17 protein-coding genes and 1 tRNA gene are annotated in these 21,511 nt (G+C 41.4%); 10 read left to right on the plus strand and 8 right to left on the minus strand.

The window, feature by feature from the left end; all coding sequences use genetic code 11:
• The first annotated feature begins 66 nt into the window (after nt 1–66).
• Together ACFQZJ_RS01405 and ACFQZJ_RS01410 are read left to right on the plus strand one after the other, a co-directional pair.
• Nucleotides 67–453, plus strand: a complete 387-nt coding sequence (locus tag ACFQZJ_RS01405) for a DUF423 domain-containing protein (RefSeq protein WP_379931771.1) — start codon at nt 67–69, stop codon at nt 451–453.
• 310 nt (nt 454–763) lie between these two features.
• Nucleotides 764–1,765 carry a virulence RhuM family protein gene (locus tag ACFQZJ_RS01410; RefSeq protein ID WP_379931772.1) on the plus strand — a complete coding sequence of 334 codons (1,002 nt, stop codon included), beginning with the start codon at nt 764–766 and terminating at the stop codon, nt 1,763–1,765.
• 464 nt (nt 1,766–2,229) lie between these two features.
• Here the strand turns inward: ACFQZJ_RS01410 and ACFQZJ_RS01415 are convergent, their stop codons facing one another.
• The 4 genes from ACFQZJ_RS01415 to ACFQZJ_RS01430 form a co-directional block, all read right to left on the minus strand.
• Nucleotides 2,230–3,771, minus strand: coding sequence for a carboxypeptidase-like regulatory domain-containing protein (locus ACFQZJ_RS01415; protein ID WP_379931773.1), 1,542 nt, complete (start codon nt 3,769–3,771; stop codon nt 2,230–2,232).
• A 386-nt stretch (nt 3,772–4,157) separates the two neighbouring features.
• Nucleotides 4,158–6,395, minus strand: a complete 2,238-nt coding sequence (feoB, locus tag ACFQZJ_RS01420; protein WP_379931774.1) for a ferrous iron transport protein B — start codon at nt 6,393–6,395, stop codon at nt 4,158–4,160.
• A complete protein-coding gene (locus ACFQZJ_RS01425) occupies nt 6,392–6,637 on the minus strand; it encodes a FeoA family protein (protein ID WP_379931775.1) in 246 nt (81 codons plus the stop codon). The genes feoB and ACFQZJ_RS01425 overlap by 4 nt, the downstream gene beginning before the upstream one ends.
• Nucleotides 6,638–6,766: 129 nt before the next feature.
• Complete coding sequence (locus ACFQZJ_RS01430) at nt 6,767–7,441, minus strand: SCO family protein (protein WP_379931776.1); 675 nt, start codon at nt 7,439–7,441, stop codon at nt 6,767–6,769.
• A 162-nt stretch (nt 7,442–7,603) separates the two neighbouring features.
• Between ACFQZJ_RS01430 and rseP the strand changes: the two genes are divergently transcribed.
• Nucleotides 7,604–8,959, plus strand: coding sequence for an RIP metalloprotease RseP (rseP, locus tag ACFQZJ_RS01435; protein ID WP_379931777.1), 1,356 nt, complete (start codon nt 7,604–7,606; stop codon nt 8,957–8,959).
• A gap of 81 nt (nt 8,960–9,040) precedes the next feature.
• Nucleotides 9,041–9,114: transfer RNA gene (locus ACFQZJ_RS01440), tRNA-Asn, on the plus strand.
• 238 nt (nt 9,115–9,352) lie between these two features.
• On the opposite strand, the gene ACFQZJ_RS01445 is transcribed toward ACFQZJ_RS01440, so the two are convergent.
• Both ACFQZJ_RS01445 and ACFQZJ_RS01450 read right to left on the minus strand, forming a co-directional pair.
• The gene (locus ACFQZJ_RS01445) at nt 9,353–10,363 is read right to left on the minus strand and encodes a sterol desaturase family protein (RefSeq protein ID WP_379931778.1); all 1,011 of its coding nucleotides are present in this window, start codon (nt 10,361–10,363) and stop codon (nt 9,353–9,355) included.
• Nucleotides 10,364–10,648: 285 nt separating this feature from the next.
• Complete coding sequence (locus tag ACFQZJ_RS01450) at nt 10,649–11,491, minus strand: AraC family transcriptional regulator (RefSeq protein WP_379931779.1); 843 nt, start codon at nt 11,489–11,491, stop codon at nt 10,649–10,651.
• 138 nt (nt 11,492–11,629) lie between these two features.
• Between ACFQZJ_RS01450 and ACFQZJ_RS01455 the strand changes: the two genes are divergently transcribed.
• The 4 genes from ACFQZJ_RS01455 to ACFQZJ_RS01470 all read left to right on the plus strand — a co-directional run bounded on the left by ACFQZJ_RS01455 (nt 11,630) and on the right by ACFQZJ_RS01470 (nt 15,281).
• Nucleotides 11,630–12,793 carry a cytochrome P450 gene (locus ACFQZJ_RS01455; protein ID WP_379931780.1) on the plus strand — a complete coding sequence of 388 codons (1,164 nt, stop codon included), beginning with the start codon at nt 11,630–11,632 and terminating at the stop codon, nt 12,791–12,793.
• 4 nt (nt 12,794–12,797) lie between these two features.
• A complete protein-coding gene (locus ACFQZJ_RS01460; protein WP_379931782.1) occupies nt 12,798–13,106 on the plus strand; it encodes a 2Fe-2S iron-sulfur cluster-binding protein in 309 nt (102 codons plus the stop codon).
• Between the two features lie 8 nt (nt 13,107–13,114).
• Nucleotides 13,115–14,365 (plus strand): NAD(P)/FAD-dependent oxidoreductase, encoded by a 1,251-nt coding sequence (locus ACFQZJ_RS01465; protein WP_379931784.1) that lies wholly within the window; start codon nt 13,115–13,117, stop codon nt 14,363–14,365.
• Between the two features lie 604 nt (nt 14,366–14,969).
• Complete coding sequence (locus ACFQZJ_RS01470) at nt 14,970–15,281, plus strand: DUF2188 domain-containing protein (RefSeq protein ID WP_379931785.1); 312 nt, start codon at nt 14,970–14,972, stop codon at nt 15,279–15,281.
• A gap of 28 nt (nt 15,282–15,309) precedes the next feature.
• On the opposite strand, the gene ACFQZJ_RS01475 is transcribed toward ACFQZJ_RS01470, so the two are convergent.
• Nucleotides 15,310–15,939 carry a hypothetical protein gene (locus tag ACFQZJ_RS01475; protein WP_379931787.1) on the minus strand — a complete coding sequence of 210 codons (630 nt, stop codon included), beginning with the start codon at nt 15,937–15,939 and terminating at the stop codon, nt 15,310–15,312.
• Between the two features lie 229 nt (nt 15,940–16,168).
• The gene (locus ACFQZJ_RS01480) at nt 16,169–17,851 is read right to left on the minus strand and encodes an ATP-binding protein (RefSeq protein ID WP_379931788.1); all 1,683 of its coding nucleotides are present in this window, start codon (nt 17,849–17,851) and stop codon (nt 16,169–16,171) included.
• Nucleotides 17,852–18,051: 200 nt separating this feature from the next.
• On the opposite strand from ACFQZJ_RS01480, the gene ACFQZJ_RS01485 reads away from it, so the two are divergent.
• Both ACFQZJ_RS01485 and ACFQZJ_RS01490 read left to right on the plus strand, forming a co-directional pair.
• Complete coding sequence (locus ACFQZJ_RS01485) at nt 18,052–18,201, plus strand: hypothetical protein (RefSeq protein WP_379931790.1); 150 nt, start codon at nt 18,052–18,054, stop codon at nt 18,199–18,201.
• 132 nt (nt 18,202–18,333) lie between these two features.
• Nucleotides 18,334–21,477: a glycoside hydrolase family 2 TIM barrel-domain containing protein gene (locus ACFQZJ_RS01490; protein ID WP_379931792.1), complete on the plus strand. Its 3,144-nt coding sequence runs from the start codon at nt 18,334–18,336 to the stop codon at nt 21,475–21,477.
• The last annotated feature ends 34 nt before the right edge of the window (nt 21,478–21,511 follow it).

Genomic DNA, 21,511 nt, shown 5'->3' on the forward strand with positions numbered 1-21,511 from the left:
CCAATAATAGAAGGTTGGTCTCTAGCAACCTTTTGGGTCTATGATGTATCTTTGAAAAAAAGCAACATGGTTTTAATAGCACAATTTATAGGCTCACTTTTTGGAACGACCGCAATTATATTTGGCGCTTTTGGTGCACATGCCCTTAAGAAAATAATGACTGTGGAGCAATTGTCCAGTTTTGAGACCGGTGTAAAATATCAAATGTACCATGCCTTGGTATTGCTGATGCTCAGCTTCAACATGAACCTGGACACGGCTCTGGAAAAGTACATGGTGTACTGTTTTATCTTGGGAACGTTTCTGTTCTCGTTTAGTATTTACGGACTTTGTATTAGCAGTGCAAAGGGGAAAAAATGGAAGTTTTTAGGTCCCGTAACGCCCTTGGGCGGACTTTTCTTGGTAGCAGGATGGGCCTTGTTGCTGTACTCTTTTGTACAGAATTATTTTTAGGGTGTTTGTTGTTGGAGAGATACGTATTGATTAGGAAAAGCCAATCACAAAGTCAACTCTTTTTGTCAGTACTACTTTTTACAATACAGTGGATAATCCCGTTAGGATTCAATGAACTTTTACTGGAATACTTTCGAATTAAACTTGGTTTAAAATGAACCGAATTAAAAAGGGTCTAATAGATAAAGGAAATAGTTAGACTTGGCTTGCGCAAAACATGGGAAAGAGTTATTCTTTCTGAAAGGTATTGTACTTCGTTTGAAAGAGTTTTAATTTTAAAATTCACATTAAAGACCAACAAGATGAAATCATGGAAGAAAACAAATCCCAAATAGTAATTTATCAATCTGAGAACGGGGAAACAAAATTAGATGTTCGTTTTCAAGATGAGACCGTCTGGCTTAATCAAAAATTGATGGCGCAATTGTTTCAGACTTCCATTCCTAATATTAATATGCATCTAAAAAACATATTTGAAGAAGGTGAATTGGAAGAAAACCGAACTATTAAGGATTTCTTAATAGTTCAAAAAGAAGGAAATAGAGATGTCAAAAGAAAGCAAGTATTTTATAATCTTGATGCCATTATTTCTGTTGGTTACCGCATAAAATCTCACGTGGCAACTAAATTTAGACAGTGGGCAACTAATCAATTACGGGAATACATTGTAAAAGGATTTGTTTTAGATGATGAACGCTTGAAAAATCCTGACCTACCATTCGATTATTTTGAGGAACTAGAAAAGCGAATACAGGATATTCGTACTTCTGAAAAACGATTTTACCGTAAAATAACAGATATTTATGCAACAAGTGTTGACTATGATCCAACTTTAGAAATAAGTATTAGTTTCTTTAAAACAGTTCAGAATAAATTACACTGGGCTATAACCGGACAAACAGCTGCGGAGCTAATTAACCAAAGAGCTAATAGTTCAAAAGAAAATATGGGATTGACCAATTGGAGAGGTGAGAATATCAGAAAAACAGATGTCTCAATTGCAAAAAACTATTTAAATGAAGAAGAACTTACAGCGTTAAACAACTTGGTTGAGCAGTATTTGATTTTTGCACAAGGACAAGCACAACGAAGAGTGCCGATGTATATGAATAATTGGATTGAAAAACTAAATGGGTTCTTAGCGTTAAATGACCGAGAAATACTAAATAATGCTGGAAGTGTTTCGCAGGAACTAGGAAAAGAAAATGCAGAACGTGAATACAGGAAATTTAAAGAGCGTAGTCAAAAAACAATCGGAGAAGACGATTTTGAAAAAGCAGTTGGAAAAATAGAGAACAAGAAACGAAAATAAGCCAACGTTTCACCAAAAATCGAAGGTGGCGTATGGCTCGCCGGGGCACACTTATGAACTAGCCTAAAACCTTTAAACCTAAAATATGGATTAGAAAAACTATTACGGCCCCGAGCTACTTCCAATACTACCGCTGCGCTACTTTTTTACGATGTAACCATAGCGATGCTATGTTAAAATCGATGCAACCCCAGTATTCATTGTGTCTCAAGGCTTCATAACGAAGTTCCAATACATAATTTGGGTTAAAAACCAAGCAGCGCTTGGAAAGCTGGTTCGCAATAATTTATCGTTAAGTATTTTATACCAATTTAAGTTCCAGATGTCGCATAAAACAAGTTTCTTTTTTACTCATTTGTCGTCATAAAATAGAACCATAGCTAATGCTATGCTTAGATTTCATTCCTAAACTGAGAAAAAAATAATTCAAATTTTCAATACGACATTCAAAACTTAAATTGGTATTACTCCCCTTTGTCTCCTGTAGAAGCAAACTGTTTGATCGCGGTATTGGGTTCCAAAATGGCATAACCGTTCCAAAATTCAGGGTCGTAATTGGCCATGTATGTGGGTAGGACCGTGTTGTTCTCTTTAAAGGCCGCAAAGGCAGCCTCACTTATGTCTTCGGTCTCAAAAACGACCACTTCGTTTTTTACCCTGTTGTTAAAGGCAAAATCCATTCGGCCGGAAAGCTCATTTTGTTTGTTTCTTCCCTTAACGATTTTATTCTTTTCAATAATTTTCAACGAACGTTTGATGCCCACCCGGTTCGCAGATTCGGATTCATAGTACCGCAGGCCGTAAAACCCGTTGGCGCCTTTGCCGTATATGATCTTGCCTTTTGCCAAATAGTTGTTTAACGATACCCCTAACAGACTAAACTTACGGAGCGGTTTTGTGTTTTCATAGTTTACCTGTAAAACCGCAAAATCATCCGCATTGATGTATAAGGTACCCTCGTAGTCCGCCGAACCTTTGGATTTAAAGTCGATGACGTAAACGGCATCATCGCCCAAAAATGTAAATTCTTTAAGGTAGTATTTATATTTCCGGGATTTGGATATGAAATTAAGATCGGTATCCTCTGCTGTGGGCAAGCCCTTAAAAATCCGGGCCAAGCTATTTCTTTTCCATCGTACATAATTCTTTTTCTCCTCTTCCTTGTCTTTCTTTTTTTCTTCCAGCTCTTTGTTCAAGGCAGCCGTATCGGTAGAGTCGATTTCTTCTTCAAAAAGCTCGCTCACTTCGTCGGCGTCTATCTTAAAGCTTAACAGGCCCGACTTTATTTTAAAATAGGAACCGTCCTTTACATTTTTCCTAAGGATGTCGTTAAATTGCTCTTCTAGTTTTTCCGCATCTAGCTCGGTGCTTTTATCATAAAGCTTGGACGCTTTTAGCAAGTCCAATTTTGTAGAGTCGGTCTGGCTCCCTTTGTATAAATCTCCCAATATTTCGGAATAGTAGTGGTCGTATTTGGGAACTGAGGCGATGACACTGTCCAATAGGCGTTGGTCCAAAACGTCAATGGTGGATTTTTTGACCGTAAAATCGCTTTTGATCCAGCGGTCAAAGCTAGATTGTCTATGAAATACTCTTTTTTTTGTAAGGCTGTTGGAGTAGTTTTTTTCCAGATTATCTTCTACAAACTCCATAATTTCATCGGCCGTATAATTCTTGTTCGATACCACCACTTCTCTGAGTTCAATGGCCTTTGGGCTTAGGTAGATTATCTTTTCGGTGAATTCACTTATCGGCTTGCCTAAAGATTCATAGCCCATGCTTGAAATAAGAAGCGAATCGGTAGCCTGTATCGATTCATCCAATTGAAAGGTGAATTGTCCTTCTTCGTTCGTAATAACTCCTTTGTTTTTTAGCTGAACAGTAACGTAAGGGATGGGTTGTTGGGTAATACTGTCGAGTATTCTTGAACTAAGACGTTGCGCCTCCGTATTTAGGGTTGACAAAACGAAACAGATAAGGCCGGCAAAAATTATTTTTTTATGCATGGATGGTTCTTAATAGTCTTCAAACTAACAAATAGCCTGCCAAAAGAGCATTCGGTTTTTGATTTTTTTAGGATGAATTTATTGTTTTCTTAACGGAATTATGGACTTCTTACTTGCTAAGACGAGCTATGGAACAAAATGTTACCTTGGCCCGTACAGTCTTCTAAATGTGTTGAAAGCAAGGCCTTGGTTTGGATGGGTAATGGGAAAAAACCATAAAATATGGTCCGGGTCAGTTGCAACCGCAATCGTCTTGCCCACAGCTCTTGGTACGCGATTTTTTCTTGTTAAAGAGTGATTTTGGAATCAAAAATTTATTCACTAGGTAGGCGGCAGCTAAGATAACCGTAACATAAACCAAAATCTGTTGTAGGAACTCCATAGGACTATTTTAGAATTTGGTAGGCGATCAATGCAACGATATAGGCAAAAATGCTCATAAAGACCAACTGTCCGGTGGGCCATTTCCAAGAATTTGTTTCGCGCTTTACCACCGCCAGGGTACTCATACACTGCATCGCAAAGGCATAGAACAACAAAAGAGATATCCCGGACGCCAAATTGAACAAGGGTTTTTTGGTAATCGGGTCTACCTCTTCCGCCATTCGGTACTTTATCGTCTCCTCTTCGTCGTTGCCAACGCTGTAGATAGTGGCCAAGGTCCCAACAAAAACCTCCCTGGCCGCAAAGGAGGTTAGTACGGCGATACCAATTTTCCAGTCATATCCCAAGGGGCGTACGATAGGTTCGATTCCTTTGCCCATATATCCCATATAGGAGTGCTCCAATTTATGGCTGGCAATTTCTTGGTTCAGTGCCCGCTCCTCTAGCTCGGCCTTTTTCAAAGCAAGGGTTTCGTTTAGTAAAGAAGGACTCAAGTTGTTTCCTAATTCGGGCTCGGCAGTAGTCAATTCATGGGAATAGGCTTCCAGTTTATTTTGTACGTAGGTAATGCTATTGGTGCTTAATCCCGTTTCGGCAACACGCTTGCTAACGATGTTCTCCGCATTTTTAAACTCGTCAGAAAAACCATTGGAACCTAAAAACCAAAGTACAATAGATATGGCGAGGATAATTTTACCGGCACCAAAAACAAAACTTTTGGTTTTTTCCAGTACGGTATAGCCTACGTTTTTTAACAGCGGTAGTTTATAGCTGGGCATTTCTACCACAAAGAAAGACCTGCTCTTTATCTTCAGTATTTTATTGAGGATTACCGCAGATAGTATTGCGGTACCAAAGCCGATCAAATAGAGGAGCATAAGGGTAAGTGCCTTATAGCTTAACCCTAAAAATGTTCCCTCTGGGATTACGAGGGCGATTATGATCAAATAAACCGGTAACCTGGCGGCGCATGTTGTAAAAGGGGTAACCAGAATGGTGATCAAGCGCTCTTTCCAGTTTTCTATGGTCCGTGTTGCCATTACCGCCGGTATTGCGCATGCCGTACCCGATATAAGTGGCACCACACTTTTACCGCTAAGGCCAAACGGGCGCATAACACGATCCATTAAGAAAACTACACGGCTCATATATCCCGATTCTTCGAGCAAGGCGATGAAAAGGAAAAGAAAGGCAATCTGAGGTATAAAGATGACGATGCCCCCGATACCCGAAAGGATACCTTCTGCTATCAGGTCCGTAAATACCCCGGCCGGAAGTGTGTTTTTAACCCATTCGGTTGCCGATGCAAAAAAACCATCGATCATGTCCATAGGGTATTCGCTCCAACCATATATTGCTTGAAAAATGGTAAGTAAAATCAGGAAGAAGATAAGGTAACCAAATATTTTATGGGTCAATATCTTATCCAGTGAGGCCCTAAAACCTTTGGCAGCATTAAGATCTACTTTATATGTTTGTTTTAAAATTCCGTTTATAAATTGATACCTAAGAATAGTTTCTTTTTGTTGGAGCCGTTTTAGTTCGGATTTTGATTTGGTACTAAACGCCGATGCATCTTCTATAAGTTTCTTTTCTACGGGCATAAAATTAACGTCCTGTGTAATTACCAGCCAAAGTTTGTAAAGGTCTTCGTTAGGAAACGTATTTTTTAAGTTTTGAAAATACTCGGGTGCTATACGGCCAATATCAACATTTGGTGCCTTGGACAGGTTTTTATAATCGGTGATCAACTCTTTCAAATGATCTATACCAGTTCCTTTTCTGGTGCTTACCAGAGCTATTTTTGACCGTAATTTTTCTTCGAGTAGCGGCACGTCTATACTTATCCCCTTACGAGACATTCTATCGGCCATATTGATGACAAGTATCGCGGGTATTTTTAGATCTTTGATCTGGGTAAAAAGAAGTAGGTTCCGTTTTAGGTTTTCTACATCCGTTATGACAAGGGCTACGTCCGGGTGGTTCTTATCGTTCTTGTTCAGTAGCAGTTCTACCGTAACACTTTCGTCCAAAGATGTGGTGTTAAGGCTGTAGGTTCCGGGTAGGTCCAATATGTGTGCCTTAACACCTCTCGGAAGCTTGCAGATGCCTTCTTTTTTTTCAACCGTTATGCCCGGATAATTGCCTACTTTTTGGTTGAGTCCCGTAAGTTGGTTAAAGACCGATGTTTTACCGGTGTTGGGATTGCCAATGAGCGCTACATTGATCTGTTTGCTCATGATACGGTGTTTTCGTCTATAAGTTCCAAAGCAATTTTCAAGGCCATTTCGCGCCGTATGGCAATATGCGAACCGTTAACATTAATATAGATCGGGTCGTTTAGCGGAGCCACTTGCACCAGTTCTATCTCATTGCCCGGTAAACAACCTAATTCAAGCAGTTTTACGGGGATAGCGTCGCTGGAGAATTCTTTGATGATTCCCCGTTGTCCTCTTTTGAGATGTGCTACGGTTGTATCCAATTTTTATTTAGATTGACTATAATTAAACATCAAAAATACACGAAAATTACCAGATTTTATCCCTGTAACAGCAAAAAATGACCTTAGGGTTCTGTGGGTACTGTTAAAGCAAAAGGCCTGTTTTAAAAATCATTTGAGATAGCTTTGTTTTAATACGTTCAAGTCCTCTAGGAGTTTTTCTATATCTTCTTCCTTGGTTCCGTCATAGAACCCTCTAATGCGCCGCTCCTTATCTACCAAAATAAAATTCTCTGTATGTATCATGTCATACGGTCCGCCGTCCCCATCTGTTTTAACGGCCAAGTACGATTTTCTGGCGAGCTCGTAGATGTCCTTTTTGTTGCCCGTAACCAAGTTCCATTTGGTATCTACGACCCCTTTTTCCAAGGCGTATTTTTTTAATTGGGGCACGGAGTCTATTTGTGGGGTAACGGAGTGGGAGAGCAGCATAACTTGGGGGTCGTCCAAAATTTTCTCTTGGATACTTGCCATATTTTTGGTCATAATGGGGCAAATGGTAGGGCAGGTGGTAAAGAAGAAGTCGGCAATATAAATTTTGTCCTTGTAGGTTTCCTGGGTAACGGTTTCCCCGTTCTGGTTGGTTAGGCTAAAATCACCTATGGTATGGTACTTTCGCACATGTTGGATCTCTTCGGCCACTAATTCTTCATTGACCATGGCGGGCGAATATACACGTAATGTTTTTTTGGGTTGTAGCGCATTATAGAACAGATAGCAAATGACCGCCGAGATACCTAGAAGTACCATCCCCAACAACTTAAACTGACTTAGAAAGGAACGCATCTTTTTTTTTGTAAAGGTACGGCAGCACGGGCATCCTTTCAAATTTGGCGTGTGCCATAGCTGCCAAATTATTCTTAAAATGATGGAACGGTTATCCGTTTCTTTTTTTAAGCGGTCGTAAAAATGTACTTTTGTCCGATTTTAATCTTGACCAAAAAACGAATGGATCCCATTTTAATAAAAATCATACAATTCTTTTTAAGCCTTTCCCTGCTTATTGTACTACATGAGTTAGGCCACTTTATACCGGCAAAAATATTCAAAACGAGGGTGGAGAAATTTTACCTCTTTTTTGATGTAAAATTTGCGCTGTTTAAAAAGAAAATAGGGGGTACGGAGTACGGTATTGGCTGGTTGCCTTTGGGCGGCTATGTAAAAATATCGGGGATGATAGACGAAAGCATGGATACCGAGGCCATGAAAGAAGAACCTAAAGAGTGGGAGTTTCGGAGTAAGCCGGCCTGGCAACGTTTGATTATTATGTTGGGCGGGGTAACGGTGAACTTTATCCTTGCGGTCCTCATTTATATTGGAATGGCATGGTCCTACGGAGATCAGTACATGAAGGCAGATAGCTTAAAAGACGGTTTTTGGGTAACCGAAAAGAACATTGGTGATAAATTAGGTGTGAAGACCGGAGATTTGATCGTAGCCGTCGATGGTAACAAGATAGAAAAATTCGGAGCAATTCTTCCGGAACTGGTTACGGGCAATACCATGACCGTTCTTAGGGATGGCCAAACCTTTGAACAGGAAATACCGGTAGATTTTATCGCAACCCTTATAGAGGACGAGGATAGGATGCGGTTTATATCCTATAGATTTCCATTCGTAATCGGTGAGGTATCTCCAGACTCTGAAAACAAAAATGCCGGATTATTGCCGGAGGACGAGGTCGTGGCCATTGGAGGCACCGAAATTAAGTATTTTGACGAAGCAAAAGCGATTTTAGAAAATTATAAGTCGCAAGAAGTGGCGCTCACTGTGGTAAGGAACGGTAATAATCGCATGGAGATACCCGTAATGATCAGTGACACGGCAACCATAGGGGTGCGCCCTGGTGTACTGAGTATGGATGTAATGCAGGAGCGTGGGTTGATGAAGATCGAAAAAATAAAGTACTCCTTTTTAGAAGCGATTCCCGCAGGAATAGACAAGGGCGTTTCTACCCTGAGCAACTATGTAGGGCAAATGAAGAAAATATTCAATCCTTCAACCGGTGCGTACAAGGGTGTAGGTGGTTTTGCCGCCATTGGCAGCATTTTCCCGGATACTTGGGACTGGCCTGGTTTTTGGAGCGCTACGGCATTTATTTCCATTATTTTGGCCTTTATGAATATACTGCCGATACCTGCATTAGATGGCGGGCACGTTACCTTTTTGCTCTATGAAATGATAACGGGAAGAAAGCCCAGCGACAAGTTTTTGGAGAACGCACAAATGATAGGTTTCTTTTTATTGATAGCCTTATTGTTGTTCGCAAACGGTAATGATTTGTACAAATGGTTAATTAAATAGAAAAAGCGGTTTCTTTTGTTTGGCTAATTTCAAAAAACGATTATATTTGCAGCCGCTTTGAGTGATTAAAGCGGGTTATTTTCCTCCTTAGCTCAGTTGGTTAGAGCATCTGACTGTTAATCAGAGGGTCCTTGGTTCGAGCCCAAGAGGGGGAGCATTACGAAGAGAAAGCCTTATCGTTTACGGTAAGGTTTTTTTTGTGTCCGATGGTTTCGGGGCGAGAAGCCTGTCCTGAGCGAGGCACGAGCCGAAGGGAGCCCAAGCGTTGCATTGAGCTTAGCCGAAATGAGGGGAACCTTACAGCTGCACCTGTACACCCTTAAAACTTACATTGGGATTTATCCGTGTCTTTAGTTAGGAACATTATATGCGGTACTGTACGGGCAGTACGGTTTAATTCTCCACCGGTGTTGTCATACTTGCCTCGTTCATTAAGAACTCTTGCCGGGCTATTTTAGCGGTTTGATGATTTCCCGTGTGGCTCCATCCCGGTGGCATAAAAATGTACAGTAACTTATTCTTTAGACCGGGTGCTTTGGCTACATCCTTTGCAAGTAGTATAATTTCGCCAAAATAAGCATCCCAGAAACTGCCCGACTTTACTTCTCGGGTAATACCGTATTCAATTTGGATATCCTTCCGTTCTTCTTGGTAGGTTCCAAATATTCTATCCCAAACGTTAAATAAATTACAGTAATTCGTGTCCAAGTAAAGCGGGTTCTTTGCATGATGTACGCGATGGTGCGACGGGGTCAAGATTATTTTATTCAAAAAGCCCAACCTACCATCTTTTAGTACATTTTCCCCAAGATGAATAAACGCCCCCCAGGTGCCATCAATGAACATAATCACAAATAACATTTCTGGGGATACACCTAATAGGATACAAACAGAGGTTCTAATAACATCGGCGTAGGGATATTCCAGGAAAAAATGAGCAAAATTTACGGTAAGGTTCATTGTTTCCGGCGCATGGTGGGTAGAGTGCAAACACCAGAACAGCCGTACTTTATGACCAAAATAATGATATATAAAATGGCCAAGGTCCCAAACCAGATAAGCATAGATGTACCAATACCAAGTAGGGCTGGTTTGCCATTGGGCATAGGGTTGTAATAGTCCAATGATAAACGTGATGGTGGCCAGCGAAATGACCAAAAATAATACCCGGTTAAAAAAGTAGATCAGAAAATTAACTTTGTACACCTTCATGTGCGGTTTTTTGTGCACCAGCCCGGCCACAAACTCTATAACCAGCAAAAAAGGAATAATAGGTGCCAATAGGGCTACAATCCCGTCAAAGGTCCTAAAGGAACTATAATCGCCAGAACTCAAAATTTCCCAAACTTGGGTAATGCCGAAAAAAGCAACAAATTCTTTGTAGATGACTTCTAAAATTTCCATAGTTAAGTTGGTTTTGCGCCATACTCATTCTTGAAGACAGCTAAACTTATAATACGTTTAACCAAACGCACTCAGTATTTTTTTGTTCCCAACAAATATCTGCTTCCAAAACAAGAATTTCATTATCTTTTTTGATAGAAAAATTAACTATTATGTATGATATTTATATAATTTGATTATTTGTAGTTATAATAGCATATAAAAATTACATTCTACCGGATAACAAAGGAATTAGTTAGGTGATTGGATTATACCTTGGGACAAAAATATATTCACACAAAATAATCATCTCTTTACAGCGTATTTTTTACGATACCGTTTGGGTGTGGTGCCGTGTAGTTCGTTAAATTTTTTAAAGAAAAACGGCAATGATTCGTATCCGCATGAAAAACCGATTTCAGAGATAGAGTCACCGGTATCTATCAGTTTTCTGGCAGCCATATTTATTCGATATTCGTTTAAATAATAAAAGAACGGTCTCCCCATCATTTTACTAAAAAAGCGAGAGAAGGATTGTTCGGACATGTTCACTAGGTCTGCCAACTCTTTTAAATAGATTTTACGACCGTACTCCACGGCCACAAAATCATTGATCTTGGTCATACGCGTGCCATATTCCTGTGGAAGGTTATCGGTGAAACTGGTGTCGGACAAGTAAGTGAAATTGCATTGGGAAAGCGCCACCAACAACTGCAGGAGTTGTACGTAGAGATCTTGGTTTCGCAAATGAATTAAACGTTCTAGCTGAGGGAGCAAGGGTTTTGTTTGCTCTTTATCGAACAGTATTCCTCTCGAGGCCGATTTTAAAAGTTGGAATACGGCTTTTAGTTCCGGTGCTTTCGCATAAATACCTTTGTTCCATTGAATCACCAATGACACCGCCGGTACATCCTTTTCTGCGAAATTTTTCCAACAATGGGGCAGGTTAGAGCGCAATAACACCAATTCTCCGGGTTGGTAGGGACCTACATAATCACCAATGAACTTGGTTCCTTTACTGTTTTTTATAAAGGTAAGTTCGTGTTGTGGATGAAAATGCCACGGGATTTCAAAATGTGGTTCATTGTGCTCAAAGGCAAATATGGATGCTGTTTCTTCAAAAACAATTTGTTCGAATATGGGCTTCAATTATTAGCTATTTTTTTATATAATACGTTATAATTTATAAAAATACAACAGAATAGTTTAGTTTCTGGTCAAGAAAAAGAAACTAAGTATTGATTTGCCTAGTGATATTTGTATGTATAGTATTGAAAACTGGCGATTATGAAAGTAAGCAGGATACCGGACCCATTTGAAAAAGCAAGAAAAGAAAAGGGTATTGGCCACATGAATGACCAAGAAGACCATGTTCAAATGGTCTTAGGGCTTAAAGATGTTAGAAAAACGGCGCACAATTGGAAAACCTTTCAATCTGGCGGGAGTGAAATTGGTCGTATCGTAATACCTTCTGAGCAAAAAATTCGCGATATACGCCAAATTCCTTTTGAGCTAGATCCTCCTGAACATGGAGAATATAGACAGTTATTGGAGGCTTGGTTCAAACGCCCCCAAGAAGCGGGGTATCAAAAAAAACTGGAACAACAGATCGGTACTCTTGTACACGAGGTGCTCAAAAAGGATAGTGTCGAAGTTGTGTCTGAATTTGCATTGCCCCTGCAATCCAGGGCCCTTACCTTATTGTTGAATATTCCTTATGCGGAATCCGAACTGTGGATAGCTTGGGGAGTCCATGTATTCCGCAGTGAAACCACGGCTTTGGATAAAGATAAGGCCAATGTACTTTATAAGTACATAGATGATCGCATAGATAACGCTACCGCAAACCCGGGAGATGACCTCTATTCCGTTTTACTGGATACCGATATTAACGGAAGAAAATTAACAAAGGAGGAGATAAAGGGTATACTGGTACTAACCTTTGCAGGCGGCAGGGATACGGTCATCAATATGGTAACGAATACCATCGCATACTTTGCCGAACACCCGGAATCGCTTCAAAAACTAAGAGATAATCCAGACCTTATAGGAAGGGCCGTGGAAGAATTTGTGCGGTATTTTTCGCCTTTGACCCAAATGGGGCGCGTGGCTACGGAAGATACCCAAATTTGTGCCCATGCCGTAAAGGCAAATTCACGGGTCTCATTATGTTGGGCTTCGGCAAATAGGGACGAACGTGTCTTTGATACCCCTAATGATATTGTTTTGGACCGTAAATTAAATCCCCATCTGGGCTTTGGTTTTGGTCATCACAAATGTTTGGGTGCCACCCATGCAAGACAGGTTTTACGAACATTGATACAGGTCTTGATAGCTAATGTAGCTACGATGACTGTTTTGGAATACAAGGAAAATATAGAGGACTTGGATGAGTTTAAGCGTAAAGTGGGCTTTAATAGTATCCAAGTGAAGTTTAATAGGTTAAGTTAGAAGCATGGCTAAAATCACGTTTATTACCCAAGATAAAGAAACAATTACCGCGGAGGCAAACTCGGGTTCCGTTATGGAACTCGCCGTAAACCATAATGTAAGGGGCATTGATGGGGATTGTGGAGGTGTTTGTTCCTGCGCCACCTGTCATGTACATCTGCAAGCGGAGGATATGGAAAAGGTAGGGCGACCCAACGAAATTGAAGCGGATATGTTGGAGTTGGACGATAACGTATCGGAACACAGTCGCTTAAGCTGTCAAATACCCATTAGCGATGCTTTGGACGGTGTCGTTTTCAAAGTGGTTAATTAAACTAGAGTTTGGAACGATCAAAGAATAAAACAGTCGTAATTATCGGCGCAAGCCATGCCGGGGTCAATGCCGCCTTTATGTTAAGGAAAGAAGGTTGGCAGGGGAGTATACACGTTTTTGATGCAGACCGTTCCCTGCCTTACCATAGGCCACCACTGTCCAAAACGTTTCTAACCATGGCCTATTCCTCAAATGAGTATGCACTAAAGCCTCTGGAAAGTTATGAGAAAGAGGATATACAATTGCACCTTGGGCTAAGGGTTACGAAAATCAATAGAACGGCAAAACATATCCAATATGGCGCAGATGGTCTACAACCCTACGACGCACTCATTTTGGCAACGGGTGCCAGGTCGTTGATTCCGCCCATCATGGGCCTGGAAAGCGCCACGCGGCTCTTTACGCTTCGGACCCTCAAGGATACCCTGCGTATTAAGGAGGCCGTAGAAAATAGTGCAACTAAAAAGGTAGTGGTCATGGGCGGTGGATTCATTGGTTTGGAAACCGCCGCGTCCTTAAAAAAAATGGGGGCAGAGGTTACGGTCCTAGAACGGGAAAACCGGGTTTTGGCCCGTGTAACTTCTCCCATTATATCCGGTTTTTTCACCAAGCTGCATGCAACGAACGGGGTAACCATAGAGACCAATAAAAATGTGGTGGGTATAGCTATGGAAAATGACGAACATCTCGTTACGTGCGATGATGAGAGCACCTACACGGCGGCCATTATTATATTGGGCTGTGGGATAGTGGTGAATACCGCCTTGGCAGAAGATTGTGGCCTGCACATTGAGAACGGCATCAAGGTAGACCCGGCATGTACCACCAATGATGACGCTATATATGCCATTGGCGACTGCACCTTTCATTACAATCCGCATTACGCACGGTTCGTTCGTTTGGAATCTGTTCAAAATGCGGTGGATCAGGCTAAAGTTGCTGCCGCTGCAATTTGTGGTAAGGGAGCGACTTACGACAGTATCCCTTGGTTTTGGTCGGATCAGTACGATATTAAATTGCAAATGGTGGGCTTGTCCAATGGCTATGATGACTGTGTGCTTCGTTTTGAGGAAGGAAAGCAAAACGTACTATCAATATGGTATTTTAAGAATGGGATGTTATTGGCTGTAGATGCTATAAATTGTGCCAAGGCTTACGTTATCGGCACAAAATGTATAAAGAACAAACTGCGTTTGAATAAGTCAAAATTAAACGACTCAAGTCTGCCGTTGAAGCTTCAAGATATTATACAAATGTAGGATTTTGGCGCTACTGATCGCTAGTTCGGATGAGTTTTTTATGTCCTGCGGATGCTATCGATATAATCTAAACGTACCTACCATGGCCTATTCCTTGATAACGCTATTTTGATAAAAGCAGATCACCGGTCACTGAAGCAGTTGAATACCATTGTAGGTTTTAAATACCACATATAGTGAGTATATTGATATAAATCGACAAGTGATAGGCTCTTGGATATGCAGAAAGGAAAAGAGAGCCAATGTTCCCGGTTTTGGATTCGCACATGCTTTCTTTGGAGTACGGAAACGGGAATAGCTGGGCAAATCCCAAAAATTACGGATATCTACTTTTTAATCAGGATTTGAAACCCTAATCTGGTATTTAATTCTAGATATACCCATGTAGGTTTTGAATGCGTATCGAAATTTGAATTATTTTTTACTCAGTTTAATAATGAAATCTAAGCAAAGCATTAGCTATGGTTGTATTTTATGACGACAAATGAGTAAAAAATGAAACTTGTTTTATGCGACATCTAGAATTTAAATTGGTATAATAGCATACCACCGATTGATATCATGGTAACATAAAGTAGCTCTGCAAACAAGAAACGAAGACCTTATGGCCAATAATAGCCCTTTTAAATCGTGGATTACCATGCTTATAGAATTCGTGGAGGTTTTCTTAAACAGCTCCCAAAAACAAAACAGGCCAAGAACCTGGCACCAACACGTAGTTCCCTATGAGGAGGGCTGGGCGGTACGGCGAGAGGGTAATAAACGCATCACCTCCAAACACCGGAAACAAAGCACCGCCATCAACAAAGCCAAAACCATTGCTAGAAAACACCAAGCAGATGTGATTATCCACAGGGCGGACGGCACTATTCGTGACCGCCTTGGCTATGATCAGGAGGCTGAAAAGGTTAAATAAAGCACAGTGCTCCTAGCCTGAAGAAACATCACGAAGCAATTCGTTTTTCCGGAGTAACGACCTCCCAGGTATTCAGGGAAATATCGAATACCGATTTAATTGAGGTTGCATTTGCCCTAGATGCGTTGAACTTTATAACTCCCAAAGGACTTTTGTTCTTATGTATGCCAGTAACGTCAATGCTAAATTTCCGTGCCAGATGTTTTCCCAGGAGTTCGTGTCTATGTCTACTAACTGCGTTCACAAGAGCCGTAGCCCCGTCTAGCTGACAAAAAAGTGGTTGTAACAATTCATCGTAGCCCTTGCTAAAGGTATAGTTCATTTTACAAGATGTGCAGCGTACGACCAACAAATTATGAAAGTAATCCCAAAGCTGCATTTTATCATTTTTACAATGACTACAGCAGGGAACTTTTTGCCCGAAATCATCTAGAAGATAGTGTAGGTCTTCATATTGTAATAGCAGATTTTTATTTTGTCCAAGCCATATCTTTCGCTCCATCTCCTGCTTGTTAAGCTCCAATACAAAGTACCAAAAGCAAAATAACGCACCGGAAAAAGACAAAGATAGTAGCATTATGGGGCCAATGTCCGTCAAAAAATTAAATAGCGTGGCAGGTTCATAAAGATTTGGAGATACATGGGTATGCTGTATCATAAGGGGGAATTTAATCTTATTGAGATGGTAATGTAGTAAATTATTTTTGAAATCTCCTTGAGGGCTCAATAAAGATAGATGTAAATACGATTTTTAGTACTAAAATAATGGGTAGTACTTACCAGATTTAAAGCACTTTACGGTCTTATATTTCTTCTCCTATAAAAATCGTAGAAATCATGTAAAGTAACAGTGCATCCTTGAAGTTCCGCTGCGCGTCGCTACAAAATTACGAGGCTAGTGGGATATCCATCACCTCTTCTATTCTATTAAAAAGGTCTTCCGGATCAAAAGGTTTAAAGATAAAGCCGTTCATACCGCTATTTTCTATTTTGCTCTTCACTTCAATAAATACAGATGCGGATAATGCCAAAATAGGTAGTTCGGTATTGAATTTCCTTATTTCCATAGCCGAGGTATACCCGTCCATCACAGGCATTTGAATATCCATAAGAACCACACCATAGTCGTTTTTTTTCACCATGTTTACGGCCATTAGACCGTCAAAGGCAACATCTACCACAAGGTTGGCCTTTTCCAGGATCTGTTTGCCTACCATTATATTTATTTTGTTGTCCTCTACAAGTAGTATTCTTCGACCCTTTAGATTACGGTCTTTTTTTCCACCACCTAGGTTTAATTGCTTTTTGGATATTGTTTCCAACTCTAAATCAAAATAAAAACGACTACCCTGTGCCGGTTTGCTTTCGATTTGCACCTTAGAACCCATGGCCGCTACAACGGCTTTTACGATGGGAAGTCCAAGACCGGTACCTCCGTATAAGCGATTGGTACTTACAGAGGCCTGGGCAAACGGCTGCCATATCGCCTCTTGTTGTTCTTTGGTAATACCAATGCCTGTATCTATAATTTCGGTACGCACGCGCACATAGCCATCGCGGTCTTCCTGTCTAGAAATTTTTAAGGTGATACTTCCTGTTTTTGTGAACTTTATGGCATTGGTAACCAGGTTGTTGATTACCTGATTAAAACGTACGATATCCAACATTACGTTTGGAAGTTTTTCGTCTACCTGTAAATTAAAGGTGATACCTTTACTTAAACATCCGGGCTCATGAATCTTTTTAATTTGCTTTACCGCTGTCAAAATATCCGTAGGAATAGCGTCAAGTTCTACCCCTTTTGTTTCCATCTTGCTATAATCCAGCACATTGTTCAATAAATTCAATAGTATTTTACCGGAGTAGTTTAAGGCTTCTATATTTTCTTTCTGATCTGGTCTGGGATCAGTATCGCCCAGAATATGGGAAAGTCCTATAATAGCGTTCATAGGAGTCCGTATTTCATGGCTCATCATGCTTAAAAATTGTGACTTGGCATTGGATGCTTCAATGGCGTTTTCTCGTTGATCTTGTATATTGGAATAAAATCGGGCGTTGATCAAACTGAAAAATATCAATTGGTAGGTCACAAGGACAGCGGTAGTGAAAATAGAAACGGGATAAATATAGGTGGCCGCAAGTACCGGATCCATCTTTGTAACGGTAAATAGGTTAAAATCAGTACTATAGAGTAGTATCCAAAGTACTATGGATAGCACAGGAAAAATTGCAACGTATGATTTTTCCCGTCTAAACGAGAAAAATACAAAGGGCAATGCCATAGCAAACATCAATATAAATTCAACGCTACCTGACTTTCCTATGAAAGAAGAAGTTATGGCTACGCTAATATTAAAGGCTAGGAGATATATAAAACGGGCAAGGGTGAGGTTTCCTACTTTAGAGATGATAGCGGCACCTATAAATAGGGGTACCGTTGATCCAATATACAGGCTCAACTCATGCAAATTCAAACTTCTGGCCAAAAAGAACCATAGTGCCGAAATAACCGTGGTTACCAGAGAAAGTATAAATACAAGTCGTACCCTACGTTGAGAGAATTCTTCCATAGTGTGGATTGGTTTAGATGAATTGAGACCTAATATGACCATATAAAAATCTATTTTTTATAAGTAAATTCCTACATTATGTTGTCAATATGGTTTTATAGTTTGCAAAAGCATGGATTAGTGAAGTGAACCAGATGTGTAAGAATCATTTTGCACAAAGTTTTACTATATATGTCATACCGAAATATGGTAAGAAACTAATGGAATCGCAATTAAACCCAGATTACGTACCAGGCTTTGGTAAGGAGGGTGTAAAGCCCAATAAAATCAAGACTTTTGTGATTGATGTTTACCACCGCTGCGGTGATTTAGCTAAAGTCGCCGCAGCGATTGATTTTGCGGGGATTTAAAGCTCTAATAGAATTTTTAATGCATGATCCGGGGTAAAGAGAGCAGAGCTTTGATGTTTGTTGCCATAAAATACGGCTGCCATAATCTCATCTGATTGTTGTATTTTGTACATTGTGTGAACACCTTGGCTTATGACCTTAAAACATACCCTCTTTAGTTTCCTATTAGTAGCCCTAGCGAGTTGCGACAATACCAGATTGAAACCTGTTCCCGAACAGATAAGCCACTTTGACCATACTGTTTTCGAAGATAACAAATTGTCCCCGCGAGCAAGTTTTTTTGGCTATGAATCCAGCACTGTTTCTTCCATGGAGGATTCTGGGCGTTTTCTATCCTTAAACGGGGATTGGAAATTTCACTTTACCAAGGATCCCAAGCAACGCCCCACCACCTTTCAGCATCCTAATTTTGATGATAGCGGTTGGACTACCATTCCCGTGCCAGCCAACTGGGAAGTGGAAGGCTACGACCATCCCATTTACTTGGACGAACGCTACCCTTTTGATACCAGATGGCCCAATGCACCCAACGATTACAATCCCGTGGGTACGTACCGTAAAGAAATCATACTAACCAAAGACTTCCTGTCCCAAGACCTCATGCTTCATTTTGCAGGGGCCAAATCGGCCATGTACGTGTACATCAACGGTGCTTATGTGGGCTATTCCCAAGGAAGTAAGACACCTGCGGAATTTGATATTACGCCCTATGTATCCGAGGGCACCAATACCATTGCCCTACAGCTATTTCGCTGGAGCGATGCCAGTTATTTGGAGAGTCAGGATATGCTGCGCATGAGCGGTATTACGCGCGACGTTTACCTCTATGTCCGACCCAAGGTCCATATTGCGGACTACCATGCCCAAGCTTCTCTTGATGACAGTTACACCCAAGGAATTTTTAAAGCAACAGTTTCCCTTGCCAATAGCACTGCCGAAAACAGCACAAGAAAGGTGTCCCTAGCATTGCTGGACGGGGAAACATTGGTCTATACAAGCACAAAACAGGTGACCATTGCCCCCAATAGCACACTGGAATTTAAGGCCGAAACCCTTCTAGAGCACGTACAGCCTTGGTCCGCTGAAATCCCTAAACTGTACGACCTCAATATCAGTTTAGAAGATGAGGCAGATGCCGCCAACAATAGTTATATCAAACGATGGACGGGTTTTAAGAGGGTAGAGATTAAAGACGGTCAGGTGCTGATCAACGGAAAAGCAATTTACATTAAGGGTGTGGACCGTCACGAAACCGATCCCTTTACCGGGCATGTAGTGTCCAAGGCGTCTATGGAAAAGGACATCAAGTTGATGAAGCGGAACAACATCAACGCCGTTCGAAGCGCTCACTACCCGAACGACCCGTATTGGCTGGAACTTTGCGACCGATACGGACTTTATGTCGTAGACGAGGCCAATATAGAGAGTCATCCCTTGGCTATTGACGAGAACACCCAAATAGGGAACGAGATGAGTTGGCTGCCAGCCCACATGGTACGCATCCAGCGGATGTATTACCGAGACCGGAACCACCCATCTATTTATTCGTGGTCCTTGGGCAATGAGGCCGGGGAGGGCGAAATTTTCAAGACCACCTATGCCTGGTTAAAAGCACGTGAGGACAACCGCATTGTGCAGTATGAGCCCGCCGGCAAAGATGACTATACCGATGTCTATTGCCCCATGTATCCAAAGCCGGATTATCTCATTGCCCATGGCAAATCGGATTCCGACAAGCCATCCATCCTCATCGAGTATGCCCATGCCATGGGGAATTCCGTAGGAAACTTGCAGGACTATTGGGATATTATGGAGACCTACCCCAACCTGCAAGGTGGCTATATTTGGGACTGGGTAGATCAAAGCTTGGAGTATAAGGACGAAAATGGCAAACCTTATTTGGCTTATGGGCACGATTTTCATCCGGACCTGCCCACGGACGGCAATTTTTTGAATAACGGGCTGGTAGATCCTTATAGAAATCCGCATCCCCATTTGTCTGAGGTCAAGAAAGTTTATGAACCTGTCCAGTTTTACTATATCGGAAAAGGGCGCTTGGGTATTGCCAACAAAAACTTCTTTACCGATCTGTCGGACAAGGAACTTCGCATACGGTTATTGGTCAACGGCGAGGTAGCGGATGAACAAACGGGTATTTTGGTGGATGTAGCACCAAGGGCGAGCACCGAACTAGCGCTTAGCATTATCCCTAAACACTTTAATGATTCTGATGAATATATCTTGGAAGTAGGATTGCTGCAACAGGAAGCCTCTCCGATTTTTACTATTGGGGAAGAGGTGGCCTGGGACCAGTTTGTGCTACATAGATCTAAAGAGTCCTTTACTATGGACACCAAAGGCACCGCATTACAAATTAGCTCCTTAGGAGAAAATATTCGTATCGAAAACGAAAGTCTACAGCTGGAACTTAGTGCAAAGACCGGCGAAATTATATCGTGGCGTTATCACGGATCGGAAATTACGCGCCAGCCCATCCGACCCAATTTTTGGAGACCACCAACAGACAACGACTTAGGGAACGGAATGGAAAAATGGGCGAAAATTTGGCAAGACGCCACCTATGGGTATGTGGCGGAACTGCTGCAAGTACCGAAAAAAGCAGGAGTGAATGTTATGTTTACCGTCCACTATAGTTTGCCGAACACGAAAGCGGAAGTAACAGTGCTCTGTACCTTGGCACCCGATGGCAGCCTGGTAGTGGATTATGAATTCCGGCCCAAGCAGGAGAACCTGCCCAACATTCCTAGAATAGGCATGTACCTCACCCTCCCGGATACCTTTACCGATATAGCATGGTACGGTAACGGCCCTGTAGAGAGTTATTGGGACCGCAAAACAGGGGTAAAGGCAGGCATGTACACTGGAAAAATAAAGGATCAGTTTCATCGCTACTCCCGCCCGCAGGAAACAGGAAACAAAACCGATGTCCGCTGGGCAACGGTTTCTAATGGTGCTATTTCCATAAAAGCGGTGCCAAAGAAGGGTTCCTTAAATATGAGCGTATGGCCCTTTGCCATAACCGAGCTCGATTTTGATGCGGAAAAGGATGGGGCGGCATCGGCATCGGGCTTGGTACCCGTAACCAAAAAACATGGTGCCGATATTAGCATTGGAAACACCGTACAATGGAATTTGGATTACCTGCAAATGGGCGTTGGCGGTGATAATTCATGGGGCGCCATGGTGCATGAAGAGTATATGATCGCTCCAAAGCAGTATAGATATGTGTTTGTTTTACGGCCAGCTAAGAATTAGATTTCGGTTTTTCGAAACAGTGCCCTAGGGTACG

It is taken from the genome of Maribacter chungangensis (assembly GCF_042676845.1).
GTDB classification, from domain to species: Bacteria; Bacteroidota; Bacteroidia; order Flavobacteriales; family Flavobacteriaceae; genus Maribacter; species Maribacter chungangensis.